Here is a 25,361-nt window from a genome sequence, read left to right as displayed (position 1 = left end):
CTCCGGGACGACGACGGCGCTCGAACCCTCGAAACCACCCAACCGCTCGCTATCGCGAATGCGGCTGATTTTGTTGTCGATGGCACGCAACCGACGCTAGCGCGTATCGGCTCAGGTGGCTGCTATTAGCCGGAACGCACTAGCGTCGGTTCCCCAGCAGTCACCTTGCTCCGGGACGACGACGACGCTCGAACCCCCGCGAAAACACGCAACCGCTCGCTATCGCGATTGCGGCTGATGTCATCCTCCGGGGACAACTTGACCTTCCTCTAAATTCTCCCAGCACTCATGCTATAGCCTTCCATTGTGTCCCCACCCTGCGATTCCGGTGACTTCCACCGGTTCATGGAGCCTGTCTACTGTGAAACAACGCAAGATCGTCATCGTCGGTGCCGGACCTGGCGGGTTGGCGTCCGCCATGCAGCTTGCCCATGCCGGGTGCGATGTGACCGTGCTGGAACGACGTGACCGCCCCGGCGGCCGGACTTCGGCAATCGAGCAAGACGGTTTCCGGTTCGACTGCGGTCCAACCTTCTTTCTGTACCCACGTGTGCTCCAGGAAATCTTCCGTTCGGTCGGTTTTGACCTGATGCGTGAAGTCCCGATGCGCCGGCTGGACCCACAGTACCGATTGACCTTTGGTGGTGGAGGACAACTCGATTGCACGCCCGACATGGATGCGATGGATCAGCAAATCGCCAAGTTCTCGCCTCGCGATGTGGGGGCGCTGCGGCGATACATGAACGATAATCGGGTCAAGCTGGAAAAGTTCCGTCCGATTTTGGAGTCACCGTTTTGCTCCCTAGCCGATTTCGTCAAACCCAGTTTGTTAGAAGCGGCCCCGCACCTGCACCCGTTTCGCTCTCTCGGTACCGAACTGGGACGCTACTTTCATGACCCACGTTTGGTCATCGCGTTCGCGTTCCAGTCGAAGTACCTGGGGATGAGTCCGTTTAACTGTCCCAGTTTGTTTAGCATTCTGTCGTTTTTGGAATACGAGCATGGTGTTTGGCATCCGATCGGCGGTTGTGCCCGCGTCAGCGAACGGATGGCAGAGATCGCGCGTGACATGGGAGTCAAGTTCCGGTACGACGAATCGGTTCAGTCCGCCGAATTGGACGGTCGCAAACTAAAGGCATTGACCACCGACCAGGCGACGTACACGGCCGATGCGTTCGTGGTCAACGCAGACTTCGCCAACTGGGTCACCCGTACGATTCCAAACCAAGCTCGGAAGCGTTGGTCCGATCAGTCGATCGCCAAGAAACGTTTCTCATGCAGCACCTTCATGCTTTATTTGGGGATCGACGGCATTTATGAAAATCTGCCGCACCACAGCATCCATATCAGCCGCGACTACGAACGCAACTTACGCGAAATCGAACAGACGCACTCGTTAAGCGACGACCCGTCGTTCTACGTCCAAAACGCTTGCGTGACCGATCGGACGCTCGCTCCTCGTGGCCAGAGCACGTTGTATGTGTTGGTGCCGGTGACTCATCAAACCGGTTCGATCGATTGGACCGAGCAAGCGCCCGCGTTCCGAGAGTTGACGCTCGATCGACTCGGCCAGATCGGATTGGGTGACGTGCGCGATCGAATTGTGACCGAGCGAATGATCACGCCGCAAAGTTGGGAGAGTGACTATGCGATCTATCGCGGGGCGACGTTCAACTTGGCTCATAACCTAGGGCAGATGTTGCACAATCGGCCTCGAAACCGCTTTGAAGAAATCGGCGGGATGTACTTGGTCGGTGGAGGAACGCACCCTGGCAGTGGGCTGCCGGTGATCTATGAATCCAGCCGGATCACCACAAAGCTGTTGTTGAAAGATCTGGGAATGTCGCCTCCGGTCTGCCCTGAAAAAGCTTCACGTCAGGTCAAGAGCCGAGTCGTCTCTGCGAAGCCTAGCCTCGCCCCCGCGGCGTGCCGAAGCAACAACGGAAGCTAGCACGCTGGAGTCTAGCCTTTAGGCGATCCCGATTCTGCCGGCCTGACAAACAATCAGGCCACTGCGTCAGCTGCAAGCGATGTGAAAGCGTTGGATTGTTTTTTAGTGGCTCCACTTTCCATGGGCTCATCGCAACGCCCACGACGTAGGGTCCCAGGTTCCCATTAGCCGAAACGCGCTAGCGTCGGTTTCCCATTAGTCACTCTGTTCCGTGAGCGACGGCAACGCTCTGAACCTCGCGAAAACACCCAACCGCTCGCTATCGCGGATGCGGCTGATGTAATTCGCTGTGTTGGTGTTGGTGCCGATTCCAGCGTCCAGGGACTCATCGCTTCGTCCACTACGAATCACGAGAGATTGCTCTTCATTAGCCGCAACGCGCTAGCGTCGGTTCCCCAGCAGTCACCCTGTACCGGGACGACGGCAACGTTCGGAAACCCTCGAAAACACACAACCGCTCGCTATCGCGAATGCGGCTGATGTCATTCGCTGTGGTGGTGTTGGTGCCGATTCCAGCGTCCAGGGACTCATCGCTTCGTCCACTACGAATCACGAGAGATTGCTCCTCATTAGCCGGAACGCGCTAGCGTCGGTTCCCCTGCAGTCACCTTGCTCCGGGACGACGGCAACGTTCGGAACATCGCGACCTTACCTAACCGCTCGCGATCGCGAATGCGGCTGATTTTGTTGTCGACGGCACGAAACCGACGCTAGCGCGTATCGGCTCTGGTGGATGCTATTAGCCGCAACGCGCTAGCGTCGGTTCCCCTGCAGTCACCTTGCTCCGCGAACGACGGCGACGCTCGAACCCTCGCGAAAACACCTAACCGCTCGCTATCGCGAAAGCGGCTGATATGACGCCTACTGGATCCTCGCCCCAATTCTCAATTTGCAATGTTCACTTTGCAATTTGCAATCCAAGCCAGCACCTCCATCAACCGAACCTCCGGCAAAACACCCAACCGCTCGCGATCGCGAATGCGGCTCATCTCATTCGCTGTGGCTTGTTGCTTTTACTCCGTGGCTTGCAACTCACCGATTCGCCAGCCGTTGGTTGTCAGCCAGCGTTGGGCGTTGTCGTTGCAGGGGACGAACGCGCCTCGGGAGACGGTCATCGACTGCGGTTGCTTGGCGGCGTCTCGATAGCCGGGGTCGGCTGGGGCGATGCATTGATCATCGCTGGGGACGGCGCCCATTTCGGCTCGGTCGTCGACGATGCCGTTGAGATCGTCGTCTTCACCGGCGCGGCCGGGGGCGAGGTCGGGGCCGGTGGTTAGCAGGACCGCGGCTTGAGGGTCAAAACAAAACGGCTGCGCGTCTTCGGGAAGCGGCAAGGCATCGGGCCGCAACTCGCGTGGGGCGAGCGGAAACGAGAAGTAAGAGAACTGGGATGCTCGGGCGAGGGTACCGAGTAGGACCAGCGCGGAGGTGGCAAGAATCCAGCGCATCGACGTAGGATTTGGTACCGTCATCGGAGGTTCCTCGCAACTAACACCCGTCCTAAAATTCCTGAATCACCGTCTGCTGCCGGATCGTCTCGGCAGAGAAGTCGTTCAAGCGGATAGTCACTTGAATGGCCCGCAGAGGAACTGAAATAGGTGGATCAAGATCGAAAGGGTGGCTACTCGTTGGCGACAATGTATGGCGTCCTTCGGCAACGGCATCAAAGTCGCCGGTTCGCAAGACTGAACTACTTTGAGTCGTCCACCGCCGCGAAGCCAAGACGTTGCTACTCGATGCCATATTGGCCGTTGAGGGTTGCTGAGAAACGTTCATTTGTGGCACGCGCCGTTCAGTGAACGCCCCGGCGATCGCTCCGCCAGCATTTAACGGTTCCTGAGTGAACGATCCGATTCCCACAAACCCCTCTTGGTCGAACAGGTCCGACGAGTAGGAGTCAGTCCAGGTGTCATAGACAGGTTGGTAAAAGGATGAGATCACAGCCGCACCACTAGAGTTCAAAATGAACCGTCCGCTCGATTGCCATGTGTCAGGAAACGGCACAAAGGCGGGCATGGGCGTCCGGATTTGGACTCCACTGAAAGGACTTTCAAACTGCCCCAAGTTATCGAGTGATAGAGCGGCCGTGTTTCCGGTACTAAATTGAATTAGTCCCTGCATCGGTCCTCCAGCGAGCCGGAGGTAATTTAAGTCAACGAAATTACCGCGGCTTACCACTCCAAATCGTGACCGTGCGTTGGCTCCGAAATCATAACTTCCGTCGACAAGTCGAGTTCCATTATCGACCAAGGCTTCCGCGATCCGGAAGCTGTCGACGTTCGCAACTTCGTCATCGGATCCTGGGGCTCCTAATTCGTCGACCTCGATCACACCACTCGTAGCTGGGCGAGCCGCATCGGGAGAGGCACCATCTCCATCGTCGTCACCCGCAATACCGGGTTGTTGGTCCAGGCCTTCCCAAACCATCTGTGGGGCGTAAGGGTCGAAAGCGCGAACATCAAACCCGACAACATCCGTCGCCACAATGTCGGAACCGCCACGGTTGATGGAGGCACGTGGAAGTGAAGTCGTCGGCAAGATCGGAGCAGCACTTACCCAAGCACGATGGTCAGCGATTCGGTCCGCGAGTGCGAACTCTGGACGAAGAAACGTAGACAGAGTGAACTTTCCGAACGGATTTTCGAAATTAGCCGTCGTGGTCGTCCCATCGAGCCTGGCGTCATCGGCTTGCGCTGGATAGGTCACCGGCCAGGGTGGTCCGTTGAAATAGTCCGTTGCTGTTACGCCTGTTGGAGGCATCGGTGTCGACGTAAAATGATTGATCAGATAGCGATGCGGTGGGCACAACGCCAATTGAGCCATTGATGATCCCGGTAGACCACTGTAAATGGGGGCTGGGATTCGGACGAAGCCAAATCGGTTTTCAGGCCGAGTCAGTTCTCCGAGTGAGTTGGCTGCGATGATCGCACTCGGCATTCCAAAATGGTTTGCCCCAGCCATTGCCGTGGTTCGGCTTCCTGCTGCTGTGCTCCAATCATTTGTTACGCGTCGAATCGATAGGTCCATTACCTGTTGAACGCGAGCGAGTCCAGTCAGCCATGCTGGAGAATCGTAATTGCCCGCATTGGTATCTGTGGTGTCCCACCAGTTTCCGGGCGCGATGATATTCCCATTCCCGCTCACTGGAGCGTTGGCACTAAAGCTTGGGTAAAAACTGAAGTTACCAGCCAATTGTGTCAACGGAACAATAAGTACGTCACCATTGCTGTTACGTGTGAGGAATGGGATCGTTGGAACATCTGCGACGCTAGCTTCTAACGTAAAGTTCACACCAGACCCGCTGACGACGTTCGCAGTGAACATCTCATTGGGTGTCATGTTTAGATCTGGACGCACCAAAAGCACTCTCCGGTGCAGGTCCATCCGATCCGGTAACAAATCTTCGTTCCGGTCAATCATATTCGGTTGACCCGTCGAAGCGGTGTCCGAGTTGTATGTCAATGTCCCATCTGTATCTCGACGATATCTCGGGGATAGCCAATACGCGATTTCCGCAACCTCTGAATAGAACGGTACTAATTCGGTTGCTTGTCGGTGGTTCACACCAGTCCTTACATACCCTGGAGGATTGGACGCAAAGCGGTGTGCTTCAAGAACCCCGCGGGGGATGAAGCCGACGAACGGACTACCCTTTTTCGCACGGGTCGTGAAAGCTAGGTAGTCGTCGATGTCGCCAACGAAGGAATCGCGAAAAAACTCGGGGTCTCGCGGTGGCGGGTTTGAGGTGCTTCCGAGCGCCGTCGTTGCAGAGGTAAAGGGCCCTTCGTGATAAACAAAATAGCCTTCTCCATCGGCAGCGCGTGCCGGGGGCTTCATTCGACAGGTTGCCAGTTCGAGTTCATTCCGAAGACGTACCGCAACATCACGAAGTCGACTTGACAAATCTAGCTGTGCTTGACGTTGCGTAATACGATTGCCAAGCAAGCTGTAGGCCTTTGTCAATCCGAGCATTAGCAACAGAGCGGCCGCCAACGCGATCAGAACTTCGATAATCGTAAAGCCTAGGTGTCGCTTTCTCATTGCTGCACCTCCGAATAGATAATGGTGTTCAATGAGTTAGACGGCCGACCAGGGAGGAATCCGACTGGGATCGAACGATCAATCACGTAGGTATTCTTACGCCGAAGTGGTTCGCCAGTGCTATTGGTGTACTCCTCATTGAGTGCACCTGTTGTTGGGTCAACAACGAAATAGCTAGCCGTCATTCGCACGACAAATACATTGCTGTGTGAAGAGGTTAGGTTGGCAAGCCGTGAGGCTTCCTGATACTTGAAGTAAGAATCGCGGTCCAAGCCACGATAGCTTTCGTGCAGTTCCGCTTGCGGACGCTCGAACAATCGACTTCGAAGCATCGACATGGAAAGCGTACCAACGCTAGCGTCGGCATTCGCCTCTGCGAAGGACGCCGGATCAGCAAGGTTTACACTACCATCGCTGTTGTTGATCGCAGCCTCGGTTGCGTCCGTTTCTACGAGCAGTTGGTACGGCGTCGTCGCTCCGGCTGTCTCGTCTTGGTGAAGGGTGCGGTTCGCATTTGTGATCAGACGCATGTTAAAGTCAGGGTGTGGACGTAGTAGTCCCATATCCTGAGTTCGGCGATGAACGCCACGTCCTGTTTCATCTTCTTGCCGCATGAATCGCTGGACGCTACCAAGAGTTGCGGAACGCGCTGGTGCAAAGACACCTGCGAACCTGGTCGGATATCTCCAATCGAGGTTGATGTTCCCTAGTTCGGTAGTCCCGCGTGCGGAGTTTGAATAACCGCGACGGCTTTCAATGAATGCTTTAAAGGAATGGCCGAAACTCGTATCGACCGATCGCTCGTACTCGTTGTTTTCGCCTAAGGTCGAGGGTGATCCGTAATAGGTATCAAGTTCGTACGGAGTTGAACTTCCCCAATTCAATGCTCGGTAGACGGATCCGTTCGCGTACAAATTCGAGTTGCGGAATTCCAACGTGAAGCCATCCTCATCGACATTGTCGTTATTTGGATTGAACGACAGATAGACAGGTGCCGCGGGGGCATTTTGAGGCTGCTCAGGCGACTCTCCCTGGTCAAGGAATGAATTGGGGATCGTAAAGCCAGGGCCTTTGCTCACATAGTCCGGTGTGGTGTTGAGGTTCACCTTGCCGGGAGAGCGATGCTTGCTGATGTAGTTATAGGGTGGCTGCAGTGTAGTCACGACACGATTGAAGTAGCTCGCGCGAGTCTGGAAAACTGCTGACCCACCAGTGATCTGCGCATCAGTCCGGTGAATGACCTTCTTAGGATCGATCCATCGCTGGCTATCGAAATAAACCGGACCAGTATCAACAAAGTCAAAGATCTGTTCGAAGCCTGCGGTCCGTCCCGAGAACTTTGCGACGTCCGATTCGAACCGGTAGTTGTCTTGGTCCTGGCTGGTTCCCAAGAGATATCGTGGGCCGCTGCTGGTTTCGGCATCATCGTCGATGCTGTTGCCGTTTGCGTCTGGACCGGGGAAGTTAAATCCACGGTCAAACCCAAGCAAGTGTCCGAAGTTGTCTGGAAGTTCGCGAGTCTGTGCCGGAATGTAACGCGTGCCAAGTGTGAACGTTGGCAGCAGCCCCGTCCGCGAAGTCGCGGGCACATTCATCAGTTCCATCGGAGACTGGAACTCTCTGTTCAGCCAAGGCAGTGAGCTTGAGATAACTCCTTGAGGTTGCCCAACCTGGAAATCGAATGCTCCGTTGATATCGGTGCTGAGATACGCCGGATCAATTAGCGGCACACCCGACTGGGTTACAGAGATGAACTGTCCATCCGAACGAATCGGGTAACCGTATTCGCGGTTCACAAATCCTAGAGTCTGGCGAAATTGGCTTGTCGGATTGTCGAATGTTAGATTGGGAAATCCTGTGCTACCTGGATCACTGAGGTCAAAGGTCGTGTCAATTGAACGGGCCGTTTTTTCGCCCGTTTCCGTGAAGTTCTGATCCGGCCACATCGAGCCGATTTGGTACTTCCAATACGCAGTGCCAGGAACGACTGCCTGCGATCGAAGCACGCTGAAGGTGGAACTATACGGAGAGCGTTGCACCATCTCGAATCGCGAGTAATTCCCCAACGCGTCCGCTGCTCCAACGGAGCGAACCAGTTGGGTTGAAACACGATCTTTTTGTACCGCTGGAATTTTCCTGCGAGAATCGAAAGCCAATCGTGGCGTGAAATCGGTTCCATCGAAAAGCGTCCCGTTGACAAGTCCACCTGCAACAACCCGCCCCTGATCAGCGACGAAGTTGTCATCTAGCATTCCATTGCCGTCACGATCAACTTGCTCCGTCGGGTCGGCTTCGCCGTTGTAGGTGGTGAGGTCGATCGGTATGAAGTCTTCCGTCAAATACGGGTTGTCGATTGCATGCCACGGCTTGGTTGGATCCGCCAAGCGTTGCAGGAACACGGTGCGAACTTCTTGGTGAGTTCCGATCGAGTTCCAGAACACTGTTCGCGTGTTGCCAGCGGTGTCCTCGATGTCATAGGTGTTGCTTCGCATCGGACGCATTTCGTCGATGGTGATTGAACCATTACCATCGAGATCAACACCTGTGTGGTCGAACGGGACATCTGGATGGCTCCCATTCGTTGGCGGTGGTGCAGGATCTGCTCCCATTGTCCCGTCGTAGTCCGCGTAGCCATCGGTAAGCGGGTAGGTCGGCAAAATCGACTCGGTAGGTGCTGGGTAATACAGCGGTCCAGGCAGCGGGGCGCTGATGTTGAATCCCATGTCAACGGTGCGTCCGGCGTTGTTGGAAAGGTACGTATTCCAACCCGCCGCAATTGTTCCCGTTGCACCTGTTTCATGAGGCATCAAAGACTCGCAAATGAGCGGCAGGACATGCTTCACATGGTACGCGTTGGCGTTGTCAGCGATGTAGCGTGGCGTCAGCGGGTTTGTGCCGTTTAACCCGAAGTAGTTCAGTCGAAATTGACCAGCACCCATTAATGCAAACTCGAAACGCTGGTTCACCGGGTGGTACTCGTACATCGGCGAAGAAAGGATATTCGAGTCCGATGTTTGCCCGAGGATCGTTGATGCACGGGGCCCCACGACCGCATATCCGCCCGGCGCCAATTGTGGCGTTGCGTTGATCGCAAGCGTGGTATCGTTTGGTGCTTGGCGGTCTAGCCGATTGAAGTACACATTGTTTAGCCGCATCCCACCACCGCGAATGTTGCGGAGGATTTCCAATCCGTTTGGCGCGGAGTTGTCGTTGGGAGCAAGCTGTGCAAACCAAACAAAGCGTTCGAGTTGCACGTCGTGGAGGTTTGCTCCGCCAGAAACGTCTGGATCGAAGTTTCCGTCTGCCAACCGAACGACTTCGGTACCGGCGATTGCTGGTCGTGGCACATTCGAAATCTCAGCGCTGTACTTTTGGCCTTCTCGCCATAGATCTCTGGCGTCCGTCAGTGCTGTGTCGATGTCTGCCGGACTTGTCCAATCACCTGGGTTTAGCGACCGTAGGTACCGTACTTCCTCGATTTGGCCTCGGCCTGAACCAGCGGAAGTACCCAGATGATGGATGCGTTCCGCGTCGAAGAGCCAGCGGGTGCTTTTCTCGTGGTCGTTGCCAGTCGGTTCGCTAACCGCGATTCGCCAGACTGGCGAACGTAGGTCGATGTTCGTTCCGCCCACGGTCACGATCCCGCCGGCAATCCGTCCGAGATCAAGCCGTCCGTTGGTATAGAGCTCTCGCGGAAGACTTTCCTGAGCGGTGCCGGATCGGGTATTCGCTGGGATGTATGGAGGGTTTGCCGTTAGGTAACCACCGCTAACAGGGTCGCGCAACGAGTGCAGTTCGATGTACCCAGATGCCAACGGGATGCGGAACTGGTCCATATCGAAGTCAGGTTCGAGCGCATCGCTTGGGTTACTATCTTCATCATTCGCGATTTGATCTGCTTCTGTCCCGGTTTCTTGGAGATTGCGTTTTAGACGTTTGTCATGAAACGCGATGGCTTCTGTGAGTTCCAGCTCGGGGCGTTCCATTCCCCAGACGGTATTCCGCGCGGCAACGACGGGATCGAAACCATCGAACGGATTGGGATCATATCTCAGTCGTGTGCAGGCAACATTCGTATCACGATAGTCGACTGTGTTGACCGCCCACTGTGCCAGCTTCCTAGCGACATACCGATTGCGTGCTTCGATGTTTGTGAATTGCCCAGGACTCGGGTAGGGGAAGTTTGGGACAAACTCGGTACTTGTGATGTCGTATGGAGTTGCTGAGTCATAGGTTGGATTGGCATCCATGATTAGCGTAAACATCAGCACATACAGATGTCGTGCTAATAGTTCTTCGCCAGTTGCGATCTTTAGGTACTCGTCAGGATTTCCGTCATTGTCGAGGTCAAATTGAGTACCGAAATCAAGGATCCCGTCGCCATCGGTATCGAGGCCGTCAAAGTCCGTCGAGCCGTAATTGGCTTGTTGATAGTGTTGGGGACTGTAGTTCGCGTTGTAAGCGGCCGCATCGGAGTTCGCGACGCCGACTTGTGGGAAAGCGCGTTCGTTGGAACGACGGTTGTTTGGCGTGGCGTTTGCGGTTCCGGCAATTTGTTGAACTTCGGTTTCTAGATAGTCATCAGTCTGGTTCAGCGCGGGATAACGCATCGAGATATTTGTGTTCGATGGGTTATCGTTTTGCCCGTTTCCGAGCTGACGATTGAGGTTTAGCTTTTGCCCCTTTCTCAGTTCCACGGCCACCATGCGATCGATATGTGACTGTTGAAAGCCGAGCTGGATTTGAGACGAAGCTCCAGGCAAAACTAATTTCGATCCCAGAAGTTGAAGGAAGCTCGATTCGCCTGGCAGTTCTGGGGATTCGAGGCTTCGGCTTTCTGTCGCAATCAGATTGCGGATAGCTTTGTTGCGCGTGACTGCATCGCTGAGAAGTTCTGAGAGTCGACCATTAAGCGGCCCCTTTTCGATGAAGTCGATATACTCAGCGGCTGTGAATGGGGCGTCGTCGTCGTATGCCTCCGTCGAGCCAAATTCGTAGGGCTGATTGGCAACATCGTTTGAGACGATCGGGTTCGAAAACTGTTGATGACCACTAAAGCTCTTGCGAGTCTTGCTTACACCTGCCATATCCATCGGACGTCCGGCAGGTGAGTATTGATTGAACGCATCGCCTGGATTCGTGTAGGGAACGGTTGGTACCGTTGGCGTCCCAACCACTCCGATTGGAGTTCGTGATGGGAACGGAATCCTGGACATCAAGCTAGTCAGAGTACCGGCTGCGTTGTAGTCACCAGCAGCAGGGAATTTGGTTTCAGATGCTGCCGGATAGGACGCGACTTGATTTCCTAGGAAGTCGTATAGTTTTCCGCCATACCGTAGGTTCAGCACGTTTCCATAGGTAGAACGCAGTACACCCATCGTGCCATCTGCTGGCCGTTGGGTAAACACGTTGTCAAAAGACATCCAAGGAATGGGACGTGCGGTAAAGGCTAGCGACAGCTGCTGGCGTCTCTGCTGGCTCAGCGCGATCTGGCTGACATTCAGTGCGCCGTTGTAGGTGTTGGGGTAGGAGCCAGGCAGGTTGGCAGTCGGGTCAATTCCTGAGAAGAGATGTAGGAAGTTGACCTCTGCAGGCCCGATACCACCTCCGAAACCGAACGAGTCGAGCGCTGTCGCTGCCGACAAGAATGAATTCGCGCCGTTGTAAAGTCGTCGTGCAGTTGGTGTTCCCGTGCCGTCTGTATCGATAGGACCGTCGACTAGGGTTAACTCTGCGAGATGTGAGTAGCTCCCATGATAGTTGAGGTTGACTTTCCCATCCATGTCCTCGATCAGCAAAGCGACCAAGGGCCGGATCAGCGTTCCATCGGGAGCTTTGACGTTGGAGAGTCCGGGGTCAATCCAAATGCTGTCCGGTAAACCATCGCCGTCGTTGTCGACATCCCATGGGCCGTTCACAAGCCAAACTGCGAGACGTTCGATGTCATTGGCGACAGCTTGAAAGCCGGCAGCCGTACTGATGTCACGTGATAGATCGATCGGCAGGTTTAAAATCGGAACATTGTTGGATCCACTGAACCCCGGCGCGCCATCAAATGGGATTCCGTCCCCGTTCAGGTCACTGTTTGTATTTGTGAAAGCAAAATGAGAAAAGTTTAGGGGACGCGGAACTGCGCGGCGAAGACGCTGCACCAGATACGCAAGACGCCGATGGTCCTCTTCCGGCGTACTGAAAACCGGGCTGTTCCTGATCGTAAAGAACGTTCGCGTTGGGGCCGTTGTCGGGTCTTCACCGGGTAGGTAGATCGGCGCATTCATCAGGTAGTTGACGACTGATGGCCGGTGGAATGACGGGATGACATTCGAGCCAAGATTGCGGTTCAGATCTGCCGCATTGGCACCACCATAAATCGTGGAGTTGTAAACTCGGCGGTGGTCACTCGGTTGCCAGGCAAGCCAGAGGTTTTCGAGTCCGGCACCATCCCACTGTTCATCGGGCTCAGGCAAGAATCCGATTCCGCCAGCGTTACCAGCACGGGTTGTCGGTGGGACTAAGGATGGATTGAGCGTCAATTCTGCGTCGGCGGCAAGATCGACTTGAACGGGAGCTCCGAGTGGATTCGCTGCTAGCAGCCCGGTCAATGCTGTCGGGTTTTTGCCACGCCCGTTGAATGGCACACCGTTAACCTTGAACCGATAGCCATAGTCATCTGAGCTAGGCCACCCATATTCACTTGCATTGTCTACGACTCCGTCCCCATCGTCATCCACATAGGCAACGCCTGGCAGACCGTCGGGGCCGGGGGAGTACAGCAACGCATTCGGATACAAGTCAGCGATCTCATAAACTGATCTGCTGCGAGAATCAACGACAACGGTTTCGCTTTCGAGTTCGGAAAGGTCAACGACTAAGCAACCGGAAAGGTTATATTCCTCGACTGTGTAGAGCGAGGCATTGTTGTAGTCTGCATGAGTCAGAGCTGGGAGTTGAAATGCAGGAGTATTGAAGATCCTAGGTTCAGGATTCGCGTCCCGCGCTGTTGGCGGTTCACCCATTCGATTTCCGAACGATCGAATCACTCGAAAAGTAACACCTGCTAGCGGTCCTGCATCAAAGGTGACCAATCGACCAGCAAATACGTCATCTAAATCGGGACGCACTTGAACATGAAATTGGTCAGTGCTGACAGGTGATAGTTCTTGAGCACCAGGAGATGCGGCGAGAACCGTGGCTCCATCATCGAACCACTGAACCAGATTGGTTGGGAACTTGAAGAGTGTCGTTTCTGGAATCCCGCTTGCGGAACGCGGCAAGAGCAGCATTCCGCCTGGGATCGTTGGTGTGAGGGGAAGGTTCGTTCGAGTGACGGCTCCGCGGCGGTGCCCAACGCGGAGTTGCAAGCCATCGATTCCGTACAGGTCTTCAAGCAAGCTTTCGCCAAGCAATGCTGAGCGAGGGTTCGTCGTCCCCGAGATAACTTTGGTAATGATTGACGTCATCGCTTCGTCAATCGGGATCTCAGATTCCTTCTGCAGTTTGTTGACAGCTGATGTTCTCGCCATCTGTGAGCTGAAGACAACAAAGCTAACCACTAACACGGTGAACAGAGAGAGCATGCCGAGGACAATCAGCAATACAATTCCGGATCGTTTGTTGTGTGGGTTCATAGACATTTTGCTTTATGCGAAAGGCGTGAAGAAAAGGCCTTTTCGCTCCTCAACAGTCAACTTGATAAAGGGTGCCACATCACTTTCTTAGTGACGCAGGCAATGTTCGACCAACGCTTAATGCAGTTGTTTGGAATCGGGGCTATTCAAATTCGAATAGGAATTGCGAAACACTTATGACGTCTGGCATCACGACGACAATCGTTCCAAAGTCAGGGTGCCCGGTTCCGGAGAAGTCGTAAACCAACGGGTCTGCTGCTGACACCGTCGGTGTGACTCCTGCGGCTGGGTACGGTGGACCATACATAGTGCCTCCACCACCGCTGGGAACTTGCGTCTGACTTGGGTGGAAAACCCAATCAGGGCCTCTCACCGCGATTTGTGTGTCGTACACGCCAAGGTTTGTATCAAGGTTGGGGCCGCTTACGACGGCGGTGATCCGATACCAATTGAAGTGAAGTTGGCCCCGTGGAGCACTGTCGAATACTGGATAGCGACCTGTCGGTGTCAGTAATTCGCTCCGATACTCGGTACTCGGTGGACTGGCCGGATAGGAGTCCATCGGATATTCCTGCCGAATCAGGCAAACCCACCCGCCCTCTTTGACGTCTGGTTTGGTGAATTGTGAAGTTCGGAAAATGAACTCACCGCCGTTGCTGCGGACGAACGGTCTTGGGGCATAGGTCACATACCCCATCACCTCGGCATCATACAAACGATGCTCGTCGAGTATTCTCCCACCGTTCGGTCCAGCTGTGGTGTGAGCATAGGGTGCAAGCTGGTGTTTCATGTCGTCACCCGTTGCAGACACGCCTTCTCTCGGAAGAATGACAACATCACGGTCTTGCATGGTGACAACAGCGGCGTTGTAAACACTGCTTTGTGCCCCCGCACGACTCATCATTACCATCGACGAGAAACGTCCTGTCTCAGTTGGGCGGGTGAGCGACCGCATACGAGTCAGTTCGCTATGCCCACTCCGTTGTAGAAACAGCCCCGCGCCAACGGTCGAATCCTTGTTCACAACGACTGAGAAGTCATCGTCGCTTGTCGCAGTACTGCGTGACATGGCCAACCCTGAAGTCGCATTTGGCATATCCGCAGGCAACGCGACACGAGTGAATCTTGGGGTGTTCCATTTCAGGTTCCGACCTTTCCACGTCCATTCCATCGCTCCGGCTAGGGAGTTCGCAATTGGATCTGCGGGGCTGACCGATGGTACATAATTTCGGTCATAGCACGGAAAGAACGTACGGTCATATCCGTTTACAGCTGCGGAGGAAACGTTGTTTCGCAGGCAGTTGGCTGCGTTCAGAAACCAAGGGTCAATGCAGAACGCAGAAGGCAGTTGACTGACTGGGATGTCAAAAAAACGTTGTCCGGTCGTGTCAAACCCGGCATCGGTTGGCCGTGGCGAGGCGGTGAAGAATGCGGGAGTATTCTTAGAATTCTCCGCTCCAACCAAGTGAGTGATTCCCTTGCCGAGACTCGCGATCTCTTTCGCAATCGCGTTGTTTAATTCTTCTGCGGTACGATCATCTCGGAGCGAGGATGACGCGTTGTTGGTCGCGACGGGAAGCATAAATGCGACGCCCATCAATCCGATTGTTAAAACGCCAATCGCAAAGAGCACCTCCATGATCGACAGACCGGAACGCTTCAAAACGGATGATTGATCGCGATGAATTAGCTTCGCTGTATGGCTCATTGCACTGTTCCCGCTGTTCCGAGTCGCCGAGATTGCCGAACTCGAATTGCCATCACGTCACGTGCGCTTTGGCTGCCACTAACCAAATCCGAGTAGTAGGTTTGCAGATGTCCAAGCAATGGCTGCGTTGCAACTGAATCAAGTGAGATCGTTCCGCTTTGTGGCTGAATTGAGATCCAGGCGCAGTCAGCGTTTGCAAAATTCGGCGTCTTTTTTAGATTCGTTTCGTCAAGCGTTGCCGGAGGCAGCGGCCGCAAGTGTGCTGGGTCATTGGCGCCCGTTCGGTACACGGTTCCCGTGATGTCACCCGTGTATCTCGCACCGTCGTCGATGTTGTCTAAGATCCCGTCCACGTACCCAACATTGAAGCTGATCGTGGACGCTGGCGTATCCCGAATAATCGTGAATCCAGCGATTGGGTCGCTGCCAGGTGGATACAAGGGTGTGCGTTGGTCGCTGTACACACCTTCGACACTGCCATCGGGGGCGAACATAACCGCAACGTTATGCAGAAGCGCATCCGCAGCGAGCGAAGGAATCCCTTGCGTTTGATCGTAGTCGACGATGCTTTGCGCGCCGTACTTCATCGGTTCCGTCGCCGTTCCTGAAATCGAAAGGTCAACAACCGTTTTGCCCATCAACGCAACAGGAGCAAGTGGAGCCGGGATTGGTGAGGTGCGAAATCGGAATTCGATTGGTGCAAACGGTTCCAGCTCCATTGGGAACTTCAACTGCTGGAATGTTGACAGATACGCAGCTGGGTTGATGTTCCAGAGCTCGGCGGGGCGTTGGGACGATTCCGGTGAAAAACCGACTACATTGAAATCCACCAACGTCCCTGGTTCAGAGATGGTGAACGCAGGGGTGACTACGGAGGACGAATAGGTAGTGACTTGAGTTAGTCCTGTGATTTCAAAAACGTAACCAGAGCCATCGAGAGAAAAGCGGGTCCCCACACGAATCAAGTTCAAGGCTGCCGTGTTATTAACGGCGGATGCATAAAGAATTCCGGCCGCACTCTGTGGAAAGAATAGGCGTGGGATTTGTGGGAACTGCGATGTCGGGTAATTCGCGTTACTGCCCGGGTTTGTGTTGAACACTGGATAGCACTTGGCATCAACGGTATCTCCGCGGTACTCGATTGGCGATTGCACGTAATACAATCGTGTCGCGTAATTCGCTGCGGTAAAGTCCAGGTTGTTTGCAGTACCATCGCCAATTCGATTGCGGCGACGTTCAAGAACAACTCCAAACGGTCTGCCCGTCTGGATGGCTTGAGCTCGCGCGTTGATGAATGCACCCTTAACCAGCGAAGCCGCTCGGCTAAGTGAGTTTTGTCGCATGCTGTCTTTCAGCGTCGGTAACGCGATCAACGTCAAGATTGATGCGATGGTCAACGCAATCAACAACTCCACAAGCGTGAAGGCGACGCTGCGTTTCGATTTGCTGTAACGACGTCGCATTAGAATCCCGCATCGAGTGAGGTGATATTGTCGGCAGCTGTCTCTTTATCAAGAGTTGCACCTAACCCTTGGTATTCGACTACGCTGGATGAGTTTACAAACCCCTTGGCCTTGACGATTCCACCTGCTTGCAGCACGTGTGCCCCCGTCGTGTTCGCTGGTACGCTTGAAACATTGAAGTAGGGGTCCGGGTATCTCCACACGGGTACTGAATACGAAACGTTCGTCCGTGGGTCAGTGTATGAATATGTTGGCCCAATTGGTTGTGGCAGCTGAACAACCGATGAACTGTAAGACCTTGAAACGCCTTCTTCAGGAGTTCCATCTCTGTCCGTATCCACGAACGAGGTGCGAATCCCGAATTCCTTGTCGATGCCACTGCTGATGACAACCGGGGGTAAGTAGATTGGTTGGTAAGCAGAGTCTGGAACTGACAACGTCGCATCTCTTACAGAGGCGAGATACCGAAAGTCGCTATTGAGCAAACCCAACGGATCTGGATCGATTCGATATTGTTCTGTCGCTGCAGCTGTGGAGTTGAAATTCTTGATGACAGGAGTTTCAAGAGAGATTGGTTGCCGGATGAAAACGTAAGGCTGCCCCCACGCATCAACGATCTCCGGTACTTGGTCGCCATCGGTGTCGACGATTCGCGACGACGGGATTTGATCAATTGCTTTGCCGTTAAATAGTTCCGTCGTCGCGAGAATGAGATACAGGCACTCGGCAGACTCGTGCTCACGAGTCCAGGTCATCGCAGTGCCGTCTGTCTTCTGGCGAAGCAGTGCTTCAAAAGTCGCGTTGCCGGCCAATTGAATCGCGTCGACTTTCGGATCAGAAGCGGGATTGAACCCTGGATTGCTGGTGCGCCATCGGGTGTCGATTGTGTCGGCAGAGAGCAACCCAAGCAGTGTTCGCATTTGGTTCCATTGATTGGGGGCTCTCAGTTGCGCTACGTTTGGATGGTATTGGACGCTTGCCCCACTGCTGCCAATGGGTGGTTCCGCCCGGGTTCGAAATTGCAGACTCGCAGGTGGGTACAGCAAGTCTGCTTGGCATTCAGGTAAGACCATGCGAAGCATGTCGCGGCGGGCGGCAAGGATCAGCCTCGCTTTCTCGGCAGACTCGAAGAGGATGAAAGGAACGGCAGCCGCTCGGCTCAAGGGATAGTTCGCCGTGGCCGGACTACCTGGGCCGGTTGCGTTTGCCGTGACACTGCTGGGGGCACCGTAAACCAAATTCATCTTGGACAGCGCAACATCGTTGACGTGTCGCTGCAAGACTTGACCGATCGTCACGACATCCGCTTCGGTACGCTTCACACGTGCGTCAGTTTCCGCGGAAGCCAGCGCATAGGTCAGCATTCCGCCAAGCGTCACCATAACGGTGATTACGACAAGCAACTCAACGAGCGTGAAACCGCTCCGCTTCGCATCGCAATAAGGATTTTGCTGAACCATGATTGACTTCCGTACTTAGTTGCCTTCGCCTTAATTTTCTATTCCAGCGAATCGCCAAATGCGCCGTCGATGAAGTTAGCTGTGTTGTCTAGGAATGGATTCAAAGAGCGGCTAACGATTCCCGTCACGTCAAAACGCTGGACACCCCAAACCAACGCATCTGGCGTCGCGGCGTTGGCGTCAGGGCGAATCATGCGACCATCTGTGCGAAAATAGACGGGCGTATCAGCGGTCGGATCATTGCTGGGGACGTCATCGACGACTTCCCCATACAAGCCATCAAGACCGGGAGAAAGCAGTTGGTAGCTCTGTGGCTTTTCAAATTGCCAGCCAGTCAAAGCGGCTTCGATGGATCCGTAGTTGGCACCTGTCGGATCTTGTCCACGTGTTGTGCTAAAGACCGGGCGAACGCCGTCATAGCCAGTGGCACTGTCATTGGTGACACGTGAGTAGCCATTCATAATCGGCGCCGCAGCGGTGCCGTGGTTGTACGCATAAGTGCGCGAGTCAAAGTAAACGATCGGACTTGATCCAGCCTTCAGGGAATAGGTTGGGAAGACATCGTTCGGGTTGTTCGTTCCATCGGCATCGGCGCTTAATACGCGGTTGGTATAAGTCCGTGCTCCGGGGCCAACTGGCTTGATCGAAAGACGATCGGGTGAAAAGTCAACCTCAGGTGCATTTCGCGTTGGGTTGTATTCGACGTTCGCAGGATTTTCACGAGCACCGGTGATTGTCTCGTCAATGACGACTAATGGACCGCCCGCGCCAGTGAACGGGAATTGCTTGTCCGCACTAAATCCGCCTAGCGACCAGACCAATGCTTCAGCTCTATCCAACGCCGTGGGATCGAATCCTGCGGCACTGGGCATTTGGGTCATTTGATTGGCATCGTTATCTGCATAGCCGTCACAAAGGCGATAGAGCAGGCGAAGTTCGCTGTCGGCGATATCTGGAAAAATTTTAAGGTAGTGGCGTTTAACAACATTCCAGCTTGAGAAGTCTGGGGGATAGTCACCGTATTTGGTGAGGTAGTTGTCGATCCCTGATTGCATGTTCCCAAGCTCAGCTCGCATGGCAGCTGAGCGAGCGGTACGCATCACGATGCCGACCGCCGGGATGGCGATGGCGGCGATGGCTCCGATGATGGCGATCACGACTAGGAGCTCGACGAGCGTGAAGCCTTCGCTGGGACGCTTCGTGAATCTGATCTGCCACCGGTTTCGGTCGCCAGCGATTGTCGGTTGTACCACTCTCATCATTCCGTTCCGCTTGTCGAATTTTGTGACTCGCGGACGACTTCGTCCAAGGTGGTGACGCCGTCATACGCCATCGCCAATCCGGCATCACGGAGTGCCGTCATCCCGTTGCGTTCGGCTTCTTCACGCAGCTCGTCGGTCGACGAGTTGGCCATGACCATCTCGCGGATCTTGTCGTTCATGATCATCAGTTCGAACAACGCGATCCGTCCCTTGTACCCGGTGTTGTTGCACTGGTCGCAGCCGATCCCTTTGAAGAACTTTTTGCCGGCGACGTCTTCCAGTTTCATGCCCAGTTCGAACAGCAGGTCTTTGTTGACCTTGGTTTCTTCGCGGCACTTGGTACAGATCCGGCGGACGAGTCGCTGTGCAAGAATCGCTTCCACGGTCGCGCAGGTCATAAAGGCAGGGATGCCCATGTCCTTCAAGCGGGTGATCGTCGCGGGGGCGCTGTTGGTGTGCAGTGTGCTGAATACCAGGTGGCCCGTCAGTGCGGCTTGGATGGCGATCTCGGCGGTTTCCAAGTCACGGATTTCGCCGACCAGGATGATGTCCGGGTCTTGCCGCAAGATCGCACGCAAGCAGCTGGCGAAGGTCACGCCGACGTCATGATCGATCGGGATTTGGATGATGCCGTCGATGTCATATTCGACGGGGTCCTCGGTGGTGATCAGTTTGTCCTTGATGTCGTTCATTTCCGACAAGGACGAATACAGCGTTGTGGTTTTGCCGGAACCCGTTGGGCCCGTCACCAGGACGATGCCGTTGGGGCGGTCGATCGCTTCGCGGAACGTCTTCATCGTCGCTTCGTCCATGCCGACGTTTTCGAGCGACAGGTTAACGACTGAGCGGTCAAGAACCCGCATGACGACGCTTTCGCCAAAGATCGTCGGCAGGACGCTGACCCGCAAGTCGACGGGGTGGCCACCGACCATCAGTTCGATCCGGCCGTCCTGTGGCAAGCGTCGTTCGGCGATGTCCAGGTTCGCCATCACCTTGATCCGCGTGGTGATCGCGAATGCCAAGTGACGTGGCGGCGGGACCATTTCGTAAAGCACGCCTTCGGCTTTGATCCGAATGCGGAACTCGTCTTCGAATGGTTCCAAGTGAATGTCGCTGGCGTGGTCTTTGATCGCCAGCAGCAGCACCATGTTGAGCAGCTTGCGGACCGGTGCCGAGTCGGCGAGAGCTTCGGCGTCGGTGATGTTGAACTTTTCGCTATCGAGGGCGGACACCGCCGCTTTCAGTTCTTCGTCTTCGGCCAGTTCGGCGACGAGTTTTTCGACGCTCTCGGACTCGCTGTCGTAGTAGCGGCCGATGGTTTGGTTGATGTCCCGTTCGGTGGAGACCAGGACTTCGATGTCGTAACCGAGGAACGTCCGCAGTTCGTCTTGGACGCTCAGGTTTTGCGGGTCACAGGTAGCAACCGTCAGGGTGTTGCCTTCGAAACGGATCGGGACCACACGATAGAGCTGAGCCATCGTTTCGGTGATCTTTTCGGTCAGCTCGGGTGCCAGTTGGATCTCTTCCAGCGAGATCGTTTGCATCCCCATCTGCTCGGCGAGGGCCTGAACGAGCTGCTCCTCGGTGATCAGCTGCATGTCCTCGGCGACTTTACCGAACAGCGCACCCGGTTGCTGCTCCTGCTCCTCGAGCACGATGTCGCGTTGCTCGTCGGTGAGGAAGCCAAGGTCAACGAGGATCTGTCCGATGCGACGTGGGGCCATGGAAGCGATCTTGCGATTGAAAGGTTCAGTGAAACGTGTGAGTCAGTTCGCCGGCGGGCGGCCGGCATGCCGCGTGTTCGGCGGCGGTTGTGTCGGTTTCGAAAGTCGGATCAGTCCTAGTTTTCGTCTTCACCGATTGGCACGGGGGAATCGTCCAGGCCACGGCGGGCTTGCACGATCCGTTTTGCCAAGTCGTCCGGGCGGTGTGCCTTGGCAAGGACGTCTTCGACGCTGACCCGCTCGGCTTTCCAGTGTTGGAACAGCGCGTCGTCCATCAATTGCATGCCGAACTTGGCACCGGTCTGCATCGAGCTGCTGATCCGGAAGGTTTTGTTTTCACGGATCAGGTTGGCGACGCCGGGGGTGACGACCAACACTTCGTAGGCCGCACAGCGTCCGCCGCCGACTTTGGGCAACAGGGTTTGGGCGACAACACCGATCAGGGTACTGGCCAGCTGCGTCCGAATCTGGTCCTGCAAGTTTCCGGGGAACGCGTCGATGATCCGGTTGACGGTGCCCTGTGCACTGTTGGTGTGCAGCGTGCCGAAAACCACGTGACCGGTTTCGGCCGCACTGATCGCCGCCTCGATCGTTTCCAAGTCACGAAGCTCGCCGACCAGGATCACGTCAGGGTCTTGACGCAACGCGCGGCGAATCGCTTCAGAGAAACTGGGCACGTCGACGCCAACTTCACGTTGGTTGATCGTGCTCATTTTGTGATCGTGATAAAACTCGATCGGGTCTTCGATCGTGATGATGTGGTGGTCGACGGTCTCGTTCAGCAGGTTGATCAAGCTGGCGAGTGTTGTCGATTTACCAGACCCCGTTGGCCCCGTGACCAGGAACAAACCGCGTGGGCGGTGGACCATTTTGACGACCGCTTCGGGCAGGCCCAATTGTTCCGGCGTCAGTTTGTCGTTGGGGATCTGGCGGAGCACCATCGAGATGAAGCCACGCTGCTTAAATACCGAAACCCGGAAGCGCGCCAGTTCGCCGAACGCGAAACCAAAGTCAGTGCTACCCGTTTCTTGGAGTTCGCGTTGGCAGCGTTCCGGCGTGATCGACTTCATCAGCGCGACGGAGTCTTCGGCCTCAAGCGTTTTGGTTTCCAGTTTCCGCATCCGGCCGTGCAGACGAAACACTGGCGGCTGGCCGACGACGATGTGAATGTCGCTGACGCCTTGTTTCACGGCGGCTTGCAGAAGCTTGTCAATCAGTACAGTTGCCATCGTTTGAATCCTTCGTGAGCGTGATCGATCGGTTGCTCGTCTCGGCAAATTGGCGGCGCCAGGGTTTTAGCTGGCAGCGGGACGCCAAGTTGGCGAGCTATCGGGCGGTGTGTTAGATGGCGAGGAGTAGAACAGCGAATGCCCGAACTGGCGTCATTATGTTCGCGGGACCGCGAAACTTCAAAAATTGATGGCATGAAACCGTGAAACTTCACGTGCATCCCCCCAACAGAGCGTCACGCGGAGGACCGACGTGTGTGTTCGCTACACCTAACCAGCCATCTGAGAAACAGTTGGTAGTGCAGACTAGCACCGTGGTAGCGATCGGGACTGGGAAAGCCGCTTGGGATGGCCGTGTTTTCACGGTCGCCATGCCGTGAAAACACACCCGGCCAGGGGCCTTGTCAGCGGCGATGTGCCCGCCAGTAAAGGCCTACAGTGAGTCGAGATCTTCCACCAAGTGGTTGAGCGCCAGGCCTTCTTGTTCGGTCTGCTTGGCGACCCGGTAGACCTCTTCGAAGGTCGTGATTCCGCGTGTCACCTTGAGCATGCCGTCGGCGTAAAGCGTTGACATACCGTTCTTTATGGCTTCTACGCGGATGGTTTTGGTGTCGGCGCCCTTGAACATCATCTCGCGTAATTTCGAGTTGATGACCATCAGTTCATAGATACCGATTCGTCCACGGTAGCCACTCCGTCCGCAGTACGGGCAGCCTTTGCCGCGTGCGAACTCCGCTTGGGCGATCATCTCAGGCGGCAGCATGCTGTCGGCGATCACCGATTCGGACGGCTGGTAGCGAACCTTGCAGCGGGGGCAGAGTGTTCGCACCAGACGCTGTGCGAGGACGGCGATGACGGAACTAGCCACCATGTAGGATGGGACTCCGATGTCCACCATACGGCTGATGGCACTGGGCGCATCGTTCGTGTGCAGGGTACTGAAAACCAGGTGTCCAGTCAGTGAGGCCTGGATGCCCATCGATGCTGTCTCATGGTCACGCATTTCGCCGACCAGGATGATGTTGGGTGCCTGCCGCAGCATCGAGCGAATGATGCGGGCGAAGTCGAGTCCGATGCTGTGCCGGACTTCGACCTGGTTGATGCCGGGCAAGTAGTACTCGACCGGGTCCTCTGCGGTGATGATCTTGCGGTCGGGGCGGTTGAGTGCGTTCAGTGCCGCGTACAGTGTCGTTGTCTTTCCGGAACCGGTTGGCCCGGTGACCAGGATGATGCCGTTGGGGCGGCGGATCAGCGAGTTGAAGGTTCGGTAATCGCGTTGTGACAGGCCGAGCTGACGGACACCGACTTTGATGTTGTCCTTGTCGAGCAGACGCATCACGCAGGATTGACCGTGGTTGGTCGGGATGATGCTGACCCGCAAATCGAGCTGTTTGTCACCCACCGTGATCTTGATCCGGCCGTCGGTCGGTCGCCGCTTTTCGGAGATGTCGATCTTGGAGAGAATCTTGATGCGGGCGATAAGTGCCGAGAGCATCCGGCGGGGGGCGGATTCGCGTTCGACGCAAACGCCGTCAATTCGATAGCGGATGCGGACGCGTTCTTCGAAGGGCTCGACGTGAATATCGCTGGCCCGCAGCTGGACGGCCTCTTGGATCATCAAGTTGACCAACCGGATGACCGGGGCGCTACTTTCGTCGCCATCGTCCTTGGTCTCGGAGACTTCGCCGGAGTCGGTTTCGGTGAAGTCGATCGCCGTGTCGGTGAATTCCTGCAGCATCGAGTCAGCCGATTCACCTTCGACCTGCCCGTAGTATTGGTTGATCGCCCCTTGGATGGCTTCCTTAGGGGCGAGGGCGGTCTCGATTTTGCGGTTCAGGATAAAACGCAGCTTTTCGATGGTTTCCAAGTCGAACGGGTCGGCGATCAGGATTCGCAGCGCGCCGTCTTCTTCGGCGTAGGGCAGGACCATGTTTTCCCGGGCGACCGATTCGGGGACCAATTCGATCACCTCGTCAGCGACCCGCGTTTCGCGAAGGTCGACATAGGGGATCTTGTGGAATTTGGCCATCGCCTGTGCGACTTCTTCGGGCGTGGCGTATTCCATCTGAATCAGAATCGCGCCGACTTCGGACGAAGTGTCTTTGGCAACCTGCTCGGCTTCGGAGAGCTGGTCCAAGCTGATGACGCCATTTCGGAGCAGCAGGTCGGTGAAGTCTTGGATCGCTTGGCCCATATCGAAATGCTTGGTTTTGGGGGGACAAAGATGATGAGGGTTGACGCGACGTTCAGCCGCTTCTGTCACACAGGATAACATCTGACATCGTGAATCGGTCACGATGAAATGAATGAATCGCAAACCGGGCGGTTTAGACAGATCCCACCGGCAACGCGATGAGCCGCATTCACACAAGCGAGCGGGGGTGTGTTGCCGCTGGGGAGTTCGCTATCCGTCGTCGCGAATGAATGGGGAGAGTTGTCGCCATTTAACCGCACGCGATCGCGAAGCGACCGATGGGGAGCAGAGCAACGAGCCGCATTCGCACTAGCGAGCGGTTGTGTGTTTTCGATGGGGCTGATCCCAACCTTGGCGTAAATGCGCTTGATGGACCAAGCATGAGGGTCGTTCCACTCTGCGGGAGTACCCGTGGGATATCCCTACGATCGGAAAACTCGTCTCAAGTTCATTGCAATCCGGTCTTTTCGTTTGACCCAAATAGGGAAACTGTGGCTTTGGGGCTTTTCATTCCGATTTCGTTGACAGTTGAAAATTGCGGTAACTATACTTCCGGCAGTGCGAAAACGTGAGCTCCGATTCCGAGAGCGAGTTTTGCAAAAGTTTTGGCGTGGGCATACCAGGCTTTTCGTCCCACTCAAATCCGGCGCTCTGCTGCCGCTTCGTTAACCGTCCGTCCGACCATTTGCCCGACCAAACAT

At 55.3% G+C, this 25,361-nt stretch carries 11 protein-coding genes; 1 reads left to right on the top strand and 10 read right to left on the bottom strand.

The genetic code is table 11. The annotated features are described in order from the left end of the window. Window positions 1–328: 328 nt before the first annotated feature. A complete protein-coding gene (locus tag CGZ80_RS20515) occupies window positions 329–1,951 on the top strand; it encodes a phytoene desaturase (protein WP_143544055.1) in 1,623 nt (540 codons plus the stop codon). Between the two features lie 1,013 nt (window positions 1,952–2,964). Here the strand turns inward: CGZ80_RS20515 and CGZ80_RS20510 are convergent. The 10 genes from CGZ80_RS20510 to CGZ80_RS20465 all read right to left on the bottom strand — a co-directional run bounded on the left by CGZ80_RS20510 (window position 2,965) and on the right by CGZ80_RS20465 (window position 24,660). Beyond that, entirely contained in the window at window positions 2,965–3,423 is a 459-nt protein-coding gene (locus CGZ80_RS20510) for a hypothetical protein (RefSeq protein ID WP_094417556.1), read from the bottom strand. Window positions 3,424–3,451: 28 nt separating this feature from the next. Further along, the gene (locus tag CGZ80_RS20505; protein ID WP_094417555.1) at window positions 3,452–5,992 is read right to left on the bottom strand and encodes a prepilin-type N-terminal cleavage/methylation domain-containing protein; all 2,541 of its coding nucleotides are present in this window, start codon (window positions 5,990–5,992) and stop codon (window positions 3,452–3,454) included. Then, window positions 5,989–13,626: a hypothetical protein gene (locus CGZ80_RS20500; protein ID WP_143544054.1), complete on the bottom strand. Its 7,638-nt coding sequence runs from the start codon at window positions 13,624–13,626 to the stop codon at window positions 5,989–5,991. The genes CGZ80_RS20505 and CGZ80_RS20500 overlap by 4 nt, the downstream gene beginning before the upstream one ends. Before the next feature lie 136 nt (window positions 13,627–13,762). Further along, window positions 13,763–15,328, bottom strand: a complete 1,566-nt coding sequence (locus tag CGZ80_RS20495; RefSeq protein ID WP_094417553.1) for a hypothetical protein — start codon at window positions 15,326–15,328, stop codon at window positions 13,763–13,765. After that, the gene (locus CGZ80_RS20490) at window positions 15,325–16,791 is read right to left on the bottom strand and encodes a Tfp pilus assembly protein FimT/FimU (RefSeq protein ID WP_094417552.1); all 1,467 of its coding nucleotides are present in this window, start codon (window positions 16,789–16,791) and stop codon (window positions 15,325–15,327) included. Before CGZ80_RS20490 ends, CGZ80_RS20495 begins: the two co-directional genes overlap by 4 nt. Next, window positions 16,791–18,251, bottom strand: a complete 1,461-nt coding sequence (locus CGZ80_RS20485) for a type II secretion system protein (RefSeq protein ID WP_094417551.1) — start codon at window positions 18,249–18,251, stop codon at window positions 16,791–16,793. The genes CGZ80_RS20490 and CGZ80_RS20485 overlap by 1 nt, the downstream gene beginning before the upstream one ends. A 38-nt stretch (window positions 18,252–18,289) precedes the next feature. Further along, entirely contained in the window at window positions 18,290–19,510 is a 1,221-nt protein-coding gene (locus CGZ80_RS20480; protein WP_198953750.1) for a prepilin-type N-terminal cleavage/methylation domain-containing protein, read from the bottom strand. After that, window positions 19,510–21,237, bottom strand: coding sequence for a GspE/PulE family protein (locus tag CGZ80_RS20475; RefSeq protein WP_094417549.1), 1,728 nt, complete (start codon window positions 21,235–21,237; stop codon window positions 19,510–19,512). The genes CGZ80_RS20480 and CGZ80_RS20475 overlap by 1 nt, the downstream gene beginning before the upstream one ends. Before the next feature lie 116 nt (window positions 21,238–21,353). Continuing rightward, window positions 21,354–22,466 carry a type IV pilus twitching motility protein PilT gene (locus tag CGZ80_RS20470; RefSeq protein ID WP_094417548.1) on the bottom strand — a complete coding sequence of 371 codons (1,113 nt, stop codon included), beginning with the start codon at window positions 22,464–22,466 and terminating at the stop codon, window positions 21,354–21,356. Between the two features lie 433 nt (window positions 22,467–22,899). Next, window positions 22,900–24,660 (bottom strand): GspE/PulE family protein, encoded by a 1,761-nt coding sequence (locus tag CGZ80_RS20465; RefSeq protein WP_094417559.1) that lies wholly within the window; start codon window positions 24,658–24,660, stop codon window positions 22,900–22,902. Between the last annotated feature and the right edge of the window lie 701 nt (window positions 24,661–25,361).

It is taken from the genome of Rhodopirellula sp. MGV (assembly GCF_002251265.1).
GTDB lineage: Bacteria > Planctomycetota > Planctomycetia > Pirellulales > Pirellulaceae > Stieleria > Stieleria baltica_A.
Note: the sequence above shows the minus strand (reverse complement) of the source record. Positions and strands in the feature narration are given on the sequence as shown.

Bases quoted from the DNA above. Each gene is read 5' to 3' on its own strand.
- CGZ80_RS20510 (WP_094417556.1), bottom strand. From the start codon at position 3,423: ATGACGGTACCAAATCCTACGTCGATGCGCTGGATTCTTGCCACCTCC.
- CGZ80_RS20505 (WP_094417555.1), bottom strand. From the start codon at position 5,992: ATGAGAAAGCGACACCTAGGCTTTACGATTATCGAAGTTCTGATCGCG.
- CGZ80_RS20500 (WP_143544054.1), bottom strand. From the start codon at position 13,626: ATGTCTATGAACCCACACAACAAACGATCCGGAATTGTATTGCTGATT.
- CGZ80_RS20495 (WP_094417553.1), bottom strand. From the start codon at position 15,328: ATGAGCCATACAGCGAAGCTAATTCATCGCGATCAATCATCCGTTTTG.
- CGZ80_RS20490 (WP_094417552.1), bottom strand. From the start codon at position 16,791: ATGCGACGTCGTTACAGCAAATCGAAACGCAGCGTCGCCTTCACGCTT.
- CGZ80_RS20485 (WP_094417551.1), bottom strand. From the start codon at position 18,251: ATGGTTCAGCAAAATCCTTATTGCGATGCGAAGCGGAGCGGTTTCACG.
- CGZ80_RS20480 (WP_198953750.1), bottom strand. From the start codon at position 19,510: ATGAGAGTGGTACAACCGACAATCGCTGGCGACCGAAACCGGTGGCAG.
- CGZ80_RS20475 (WP_094417549.1), bottom strand. From the start codon at position 21,237: ATGGCCCCACGTCGCATCGGACAGATCCTCGTTGACCTTGGCTTCCTC.
- CGZ80_RS20470 (WP_094417548.1), bottom strand. From the start codon at position 22,466: ATGGCAACTGTACTGATTGACAAGCTTCTGCAAGCCGCCGTGAAACAA.
- CGZ80_RS20465 (WP_094417559.1), bottom strand. From the start codon at position 24,660: ATGGGCCAAGCGATCCAAGACTTCACCGACCTGCTGCTCCGAAATGGC.